This is a genomic window from Serratia sp. ASV30 (assembly GCF_016428815.1).
Taxonomy (GTDB): Bacteria; Pseudomonadota; Gammaproteobacteria; order Enterobacterales; family Enterobacteriaceae; genus Chania; species Chania fonticola_C.
Genome location: NZ_JAELTL010000107.1, coordinates 1 through 7,188, shown reverse-complemented (window position 1 = coordinate 7,188; position 7,188 = coordinate 1). Strand labels below are relative to the sequence as shown.

At 51.5% G+C, this 7,188-nt stretch carries 9 protein-coding genes; all 9 read right to left on the bottom strand.

Annotated features, from left to right (window positions below):
• Positions 1 to 303: 303 nt before the first annotated feature.
• Positions 304 to 492, bottom strand: coding sequence for an integrase (locus JHD74_RS25145; protein ID WP_074031294.1), 189 nt, complete (start codon positions 490 to 492; stop codon positions 304 to 306).
• A 150-nt stretch (positions 493 to 642) separates the two neighbouring features.
• Positions 643 to 1,629, bottom strand: coding sequence for a hypothetical protein (locus JHD74_RS25140; RefSeq protein ID WP_199063803.1), 987 nt, complete (start codon positions 1,627 to 1,629; stop codon positions 643 to 645).
• 25 nt (positions 1,630 to 1,654) lie between these two features.
• On the bottom strand, positions 1,655 to 2,188 hold the full coding sequence (locus JHD74_RS25135; RefSeq protein WP_199063802.1) for a helix-turn-helix transcriptional regulator: 534 nt from the start codon (positions 2,186 to 2,188) through the stop codon (positions 1,655 to 1,657).
• A complete protein-coding gene (locus tag JHD74_RS25130) occupies positions 2,185 to 2,865 on the bottom strand; it encodes a hypothetical protein (RefSeq protein WP_199063801.1) in 681 nt (226 codons plus the stop codon). Before JHD74_RS25130 ends, JHD74_RS25135 begins: the two co-directional genes overlap by 4 nt.
• Positions 2,862 to 3,416, bottom strand: coding sequence for a hypothetical protein (locus JHD74_RS25125; protein ID WP_199063800.1), 555 nt, complete (start codon positions 3,414 to 3,416; stop codon positions 2,862 to 2,864). Before JHD74_RS25125 ends, JHD74_RS25130 begins: the two co-directional genes overlap by 4 nt.
• A complete protein-coding gene (locus JHD74_RS25120; RefSeq protein WP_074031300.1) occupies positions 3,413 to 3,886 on the bottom strand; it encodes a hypothetical protein in 474 nt (157 codons plus the stop codon). Before JHD74_RS25120 ends, JHD74_RS25125 begins: the two co-directional genes overlap by 4 nt.
• Complete coding sequence (locus tag JHD74_RS25115) at positions 3,877 to 4,563, bottom strand: pilus assembly protein (RefSeq protein ID WP_199063799.1); 687 nt, start codon at positions 4,561 to 4,563, stop codon at positions 3,877 to 3,879. Before JHD74_RS25115 ends, JHD74_RS25120 begins: the two co-directional genes overlap by 10 nt.
• A gap of 28 nt (positions 4,564 to 4,591) precedes the next feature.
• Positions 4,592 to 6,886 (bottom strand): TcfC E-set like domain-containing protein, encoded by a 2,295-nt coding sequence (locus JHD74_RS25110; protein WP_199063798.1) that lies wholly within the window; start codon positions 6,884 to 6,886, stop codon positions 4,592 to 4,594.
• Between the two features lie 77 nt (positions 6,887 to 6,963).
• Complete coding sequence (locus JHD74_RS25105; protein WP_199063797.1) at positions 6,964 to 7,143, bottom strand: hypothetical protein; 180 nt, start codon at positions 7,141 to 7,143, stop codon at positions 6,964 to 6,966.
• Between the last annotated feature and the right edge of the window lie 45 nt (positions 7,144 to 7,188).

Here is a 7,188-nt window from a genome sequence, read left to right as displayed (position 1 = left end):
CCCCCCCCCCCCCCCCCCCCCCCCCCCCCCCCCCCCCCCCCCCCCCCCCCCCCTTTTTAGATGTGTATAAGAGACAGTATATTGTGTGTTGCCTTGTAAAATACTTCTTTAATTTCAAAATAATGAATATGTTCTTCAAGTCCCGCCCCGGTACCAGGAAAATAAACTAAGAATAATCAAAGCAATATGTAGTAATGTCGTACCGCCGAGAGGCGGTTTTTTTGTGCCAAAAATCACGTTTCAGAAGATGTTCGGAAGATGCTTTCGGCAAATAAAAACCGAAAGCAGCATATCCATTCACTTTTATTGATTACCTACCACCGGCACAATTTTTACTTTCCTGTCATAAGTTGCCGTTTGGCTCGCATTTTTGTGGCCAGATATCGCCTGTTTCTCACTGAGCGAACCTTCCAGATCCGAAATGCCTTTTGCCTTCAAATCGTGAAATGTAAAATCAATGTCAAGACCTGGGTTAGCAACCTTGGCTGCCAGATTCGTTTATATGTACATTGGCACCTTGGCTAACGACGTCATTGAGTACGCTATAATCTGCATCTTTGTCTACCCGCCAGAATACCGAGACTCCGGTGTCTTATGGTTTACCATACTTGTATGCCTAAATATTGACCAAGGTCGAATAGTTTAACTTTTGGCCACGATCTCGTAGGTGATTACGTCGGTGTAGTCGCCTAACTCCTGGTCGTCACTGCCATACAGATCAAACGTGGGTGTAAAGCAGGTTTGGTTACCGCTGTCTTCAAACCTGATGCTGGAATTGTCAGTATTCGGCAGCAGGATCTGTTTGCCCATACTGTCCAGCGTCAGGGTATAGGGAAGCGTATTGGTGGGGGTCAGGCTGTGCTTGAGGAGAAAGCGATTATTCACCATCCCGTTAGCGTTAGTGGCATTAACGATAAAATCCTTACCGGCACTTTCAGTGGAAAGATAACTGATGCAGAGGCGATCGGCGTTGTTGGTCATGACTTTCTGTTGCTGGCCGGTGGCGATCTCGCCTAAGTCCCAGTCAGGGGCATTCATCGTAAGATTCACGATCACCGGGCGGGTGTCGGGGTTGGTCATCAGTTGGCACTTGGATGTTGCCTGTGAGGCTGCAAAATAGACCGCACCAGCTTGGTCGTATGCCATACCTGAATTATAAACATTCATGGGATATATAGCCATTATGCTCACGTCAGTTCGTTTTACATTGACCTCGACGCTAGTCGAATAGGCGGCAAAGTTGCCCCACCCATTGGATGCTTGGAGTCCATAAGACAGAAAGCCCTTACCTTTCGTAAAAGCGGCCTGAGCACCTCCTGGGGGATAGCTGTTCATAGTGACGTCAGTTGCAGGAATATAGGTAGAGATGGCGTTGCCTTTGCTATCATAGAGGTAAATCACCAACCCCCTCCCGACACGTACGCTCCAATTAACCCCTCCTGGTGCTTCAACCGGCATTGGCAACCAGTTGACAGAAAAGGTCGCTTTCCAGGTATTGGTGCCGATGTTAGTCACTTGGCAGCTACTGATATCAGAAACGACTTTGTCGGGTTTGCTTGGGAGGTTGTCACCAAAGGCTGAACCGGCGCTAAAAAGCAGCAATGAAAAAAGAATGGGAAGGTGTTTCATAATAATACCTGTTAGATTCGACAAATTAGAAATGCAGTTTGCTGAGCAACTGATAAAGCTCAAGGCGATTGTGTAACCCCATTTTTTTGATCGCGTTGCATCGTGTCAGACTGACGGTTTTGGTGCGCAGCCGGCAATGAGCTGCAATCACTCTGTCAGACCAACCCCTCTTGATCAGTTTGAGCACTTGGATCTCGGTATCTGACAGCGTGCGGTTTATTGATGGAGGGGGAATTTCTTCATCAGGGCAACGGTGCAAATGTTGCTTCAGCGTGTTTAACGTCATCCCTAACGGATCACCGCGATACAGTGCGTTATCCCGGCGAAGCGGGTCCGCGGGCAATAGGCGATGATAGATATACAGCGTCTGGGGATGGTTAAAGGCGCTTTGCCATTCCTCCCAACTTGAAAGGGCGGGCGTGCGGATAACCAGGTGCGCTGTGCTCAGTAAGGAGCTCTCGTTGATGGTGATATTAGCGCCTTGCGAAAGAAACTCATTGATGATCACTTTCAATCCATTGGCGTAGAAATGGTTTTGATCGAAGATAGCAATATTCATAACTCTTTTTCCGTGCGTTTACTGGCGAGGCAACCGCGATAGCCAGGTAAGGTGATTTGTTTGCCCGGCAAGCGCTGCGGTGTTCCCGGGTAGATGTTGAGATCTGCAACCGGGAGGCCGTCAGTCAGTATTCCTTTGAGGGTGACGTGGACATTCCCCGTTGCGGTGAGGAGTGCACCCTCGTGTTCGCATTGGATATCAAGCCCGGTTTTTTCGCGGTCTGGTCGTTGGCGTATGATCGCGCTGAAGCTCAGGTTCACGGCGATGCCCGATGCTGCACGTTCTGCTGAGGTGCCCTGCAACTGCACTATTGGGCGTACATTGAGACGATAGACCGTTTCGCTTTCCACGCTTTTCAATGGCCGCAGGGTGATCACCTTATGCTGCTGCGGGCTGAGGGTCAGTTTGAACGGCGAGGCATACAGCGTAGGTTGGCGGACCAGCCCCAGAGGAATACGTTGTTCCTGGGAAAAGTGAACGCCTGGGTTGGTCACTAACTCGGTTGCGATAGTGACGTATTCAATCCGATCGCCATTATTGCTGACCGTGATGGTCTGCGGTTCGTCACCTCGCAACTCAATGCGTTTCGGTGAAATGTCGATCGCCGCCTCTATTGCGCCAACGGGCAGAAGCGCGCAGCTCAGGCCGAGGAACCAGGATAAAAGATGCGGCTTCATGGCTGCGCCTTGGCAACAGGTTCAAAAGTGAGCTTCAGCTCCCCTTGATAAATCCCCGCCGTAGTTTTGAAATCCCCATCAGGTGGCAGTGCGCTGATGTTGAGGGTGTAATCCCCCATGGTGTCCTGCAATGGCTGCGCCGAAGCGGGGTTATGGAACTGCACCGGTGCGCCTACCGACAGTGTTTGCGCTGCGTTTCCCACATTGGCCATGCTGATCTGGGCGGGCTGAAATTGCAGTGCTGGCGTTTGAGCTTGGCGGAGGATCAATGCCTCATCCAGGCTCACCTGAAAAACACCGTTGCTGGAGGTGATGCGCAGTGGCAACTCGATTTGATAGGGGGAATTAGCCGCACCGTACTGGAACATCTCCATTTCCTGCGTATACCAACCGCCGTTGGCATCATTGACGATGAGTCGATTGGCTTTAACGACGGTAGCGCTGACGCGACTGGTCGTTTTCCCTTTAAGCATCACTACATTGGCACCGGCTGTCGAGAGCAGGGCCGATGCCAGCAACAGTGTGCAGGCTAGCGAGCAACGCTGCTTCATGATTGACTCCCTGTCTGATAAATCACCACCCCATAGCCGATGCTGACCAGCAAAGGCAGGCCTGCAGGCGTTGATCCTGCGGTGGTCACGCTCAGATGTTGTTGTGGCCGAAATGTGATACGCCATACCTGGGTTTTCGCCGGTGCTGAAAGCACACGTAACTGCATCGTTCTTTTTTGACCAGGGCCAAGGATCAGACGCGATGGCATGACCAGCAATGAGGGAGACTCGGTATGACCTACGTCAATCAATGTTTCGGGTTGGAGTCCCGGATTGGTCAGCAACTGCTGCCGGACCTCCAGATACAGTGGCCCGTCCCCGCGGTTTTCCACTACCAGTTCGGGTAACCGGCCTTGGAGTGGGACGGTCAACTCAGCCTGTGAGAGGCTTAATAACCCCCCCGCGTAGCTGCTGTGTACCAGCAGCAGCGCCATCAATACGCTTAACCCGCGCCAGAAGATCAGGGACATGTGATTTCAACCGGTTTGCCATCGAGATCGGCGCTAAACTGTCTGATTTTCAAGGTCTGTGGCGTACCGGGAAACAGCGCCAATACGTCAGTCACCGTATTACTGGCTGGGGTTGCTTTAACCTGGCGCAGGAGTAGACGAGTATTGCCGCTATTGAGCAAGGTGAGCTCATTAACGCCGCAACGGTGCTCCAGCGCAGTGCGCTGATTGGCTGGGGCGGGCAGATGGCGTATCAATACGCCATACCCTATAGAAAGCGTCACCGGGGCAGTAATTTTATCGTCTGTGGCTCCGCTGAATTCCAGGGATTTAACGGGGACAACATAAAGCCGATACACAGTCTCGCTTGCTGGCTCTTGCAACGACGTGAGGAGGATATCCCGCGACTGGTTAGGCCCCAGCGTCAGTTTGTTGGGTGTGGCCATCAGTTCTGGATGTGGCAGTTGGCTGATGAGTGTTTTGTGTTCCTGCGCTTCACCGGGGTTATCCACCTTTGCCAGAGAGATCGAAAGATAGAGCGGGGCATCGCCGGTGTTACGCACCGAGACGCGTTGCTCATGCTGGTTAAAAACCTTGAGGCTGATTGGCGTTACCATCAATTGTGGCCCCGCACTGGCGTTTAAAGGCAAGCCATTGAGGCTGGCCAACAGGGGAAGCAGTAAAAGTGTTTTTTTCATCATGACTCCGGTAGGGCAATGCCTGGCACTACAGTGCCGAACAGGTGTAAACATTGTTATTGGGTTTGCTCAGATCGCAGCGAAAACGACGGTTTTGGTTTTCGACCTCGATGGCGGGTAATAGCTGCTTGCTAGCGATGGAGAACAGGCCATTTGGGTAGGCAATGTCACCGGTTTCTTGGACAGTTCCACTCACCGGGTTCCCCTGCGCGTCTTGCAAAAATCCGTTATACAGCAGGTTAATATCCACGCTGGCTTTGGCTGCGTAGACCTGGCCTGGATGGGCGCGTGTGATATTGGCAGGCACTTCAACGTTGATGTCCTGCTCGCGATCCTGACTATTGACACGGGCAAAAGCGATATCCCGATAGCTGTTGATAGGCACGGCGTAAACGCTGCCACTGCCAACGGGAGCACCCTCAACCTCAAAGCCGTAATCCATCCCCTGTAGCCTGGGGGTAGAGAGCAACATGGCGGTACCGCTGTTGCTGTAGCGGCCAAGTGCGATCCCTCGGGTATTGGCGGCAACCATGCCGCGGTAGTTGAGATCGGCGTTATTGTTGCTCGCGCTACGGCCCAGATTCAGCGCAACATCGCCACGGCTACCTTCGCGAGTGGCATACAAGTTCACGTTATTGGTATCGCTAATTCGGCTGATGGTGGTGCCTAACGTGGTAGTGCCAAAAGTATCGGTACTGGCATGGCGATAGTCGCCGCTGAGTTGGGTTTGTCCACCGGAACGCGCGGCGGAGAAACTGCCCTGTACGCGATCCAGCGTCCAGGTCGTATTGAAAAAAATGCCGTAGTTACCGCCGGACTGCCGGTATCCCCCTTTTTGTACACCCAGTGAGAAGGTTGACCACAGGCCATTGGGGCGATAGTTCCAGCGTGATTCAACCTGATGCGATTCGCCACTGGAGTATTGGCTGTAGTTGTACGAGAGCAGCGTGCCTCCCAGGCCACGGCTGTAAGAGAGCGCGCTGCTTGATGAGCCATAGCTGTAATAAGAAACGTTATTGTGCTGATAACGACTGTAAGAAAGGTTGCCCAGTGTGTTACCGTTCAACGACAGGTTGAGATAACCCCCAGTGCCCTTTTCACCGCTCATTATTCCAAGTGTTGGCGCGATCTGGACATCCCCCAGCGTGCCTGGACGTGTGATATTCCCTTCGGTAGCCCATTTCCCTTGTGAACCTCTGATAACGGTTCCATTGAAGAAAAACCACAGCACATCACGGCTGAAACCACCTTCCAGCAAATGCCCATCGTTGCCAAGATCTTTACCCGCCGTCAGATGCCAGGCTACATAGCCGGGATAACCGCCAAAATTGACGTTACTGATGGCGTGGTTTTCGCGGTTGATGATATTGCCGTTCCGATCGACCAAGCGAACTTCGACCGAATAGTAGCCACCTGGCAGATCGTTAACGCTGATAGCATTGCGCCCCAGAACCGCCGGGCGCTTGAGGATCATACGGCCATCGCGATAGAACTCGTAGTTGCCCTCAGCGGCGGAGAACAGCACTAGCTCACCGTTGTCGCCGCCGACACGCAGGTTCGATTGGCTGCCGAGGGTCACAAACTGATCAAAGCTGGGGGAGAGCGTGGTGCTAACGCTGCCCGAGTTAAAGTCGATGCTGTTCTGCCGGCCTGCACGTAAATAAGTGGAGGTAAAGTTTTTTTGCAGGTAGTAGGTTGAAATGCCCTGATGGTGAGAGTTTTCTCCACGCATGCTGCTGTAGTTACTGTACCAGTTGAGGTAGGCAAAACTTTGCCAGGGCATGCCCAGCCAGGCATTACTATTGATATTTGCGGCGCGATAACGATCGCTGGAGGTGCGGATATCCACGTTTTGGTTGTGTACCAATCCCAATGAGGTTGCAGGCAAAATGTAGTCGCTTTCACTGCTGCGCAGGGTAATGGCACGCCGTAATTTATCCACCGTCACGTATTGACCCTCCAGCGTGAGATCGCAACCGTTCTGGCATTTTTTGTAGTCCAGTTGATCGAATATTTTCTGCATTTTAGTGATGACTTCGGGGGTAACGGCATTGCTGCGATATTTTTCCTGATCAAAACTGAGCTTATTCAGTTGTGGTGAATAACTGATAAAATCCGGCAAGGTAAGGCCATCAATGGTGGCAACATATTTTGCGGTGTCATCAATTTCGGATTCGCTAAAACCGGCTGGAACACCATAGACGAATTTTAATGGGTTATTAGCCTGCGCATGAGTAGTGATAATCAACGTCAGGAATATCGACCGGCATAGCGTCAGATAAACCTCTCCTTTTTTAGAACATTTCTTTTCCTTGATGAACATTAATTATGCATTCCAGGCAAATTAAATATAAAAAAGTGTTAAAGGCCACTTCGCTAGACAAAGTGGCCATACGGAACTTATGGCCCGGTAACTACGGGTTCAAACAGCATGACCAGATCGCCGCTGTAATTACCGCCGGTGCTTAAACCATTAGCTTCAACAGGGGCGTCAAGGTTAATGTTCAGGTTATAAACCTGATCATATTCAGAACCTGATTTTTCCGTTTGCTTTATTTCTGTGGAAGCTCCTGTGGCCAAGGGTTTAGAACCTGTCTCTTATACACATCTGACGCTGCCGACGAT

Coding starts and splice junctions, on each gene's coding strand:
- JHD74_RS25135 (WP_199063802.1), bottom strand. CDS start 2,188: ATGAATATTGCTATCTTCGATCAAAACCATTTCTACGCCAATGGATTG.
- JHD74_RS25140 (WP_199063803.1), bottom strand. CDS start 1,629: ATGAAACACCTTCCCATTCTTTTTTCATTGCTGCTTTTTAGCGCCGGT.
- JHD74_RS25130 (WP_199063801.1), bottom strand. CDS start 2,865: ATGAAGCCGCATCTTTTATCCTGGTTCCTCGGCCTGAGCTGCGCGCTT.
- JHD74_RS25110 (WP_199063798.1), bottom strand. CDS start 6,886: ATGTTCATCAAGGAAAAGAAATGTTCTAAAAAAGGAGAGGTTTATCTG.
- JHD74_RS25125 (WP_199063800.1), bottom strand. CDS start 3,416: ATGAAGCAGCGTTGCTCGCTAGCCTGCACACTGTTGCTGGCATCGGCC.
- JHD74_RS25120 (WP_074031300.1), bottom strand. CDS start 3,886: ATGTCCCTGATCTTCTGGCGCGGGTTAAGCGTATTGATGGCGCTGCTG.
- JHD74_RS25115 (WP_199063799.1), bottom strand. CDS start 4,563: ATGAAAAAAACACTTTTACTGCTTCCCCTGTTGGCCAGCCTCAATGGC.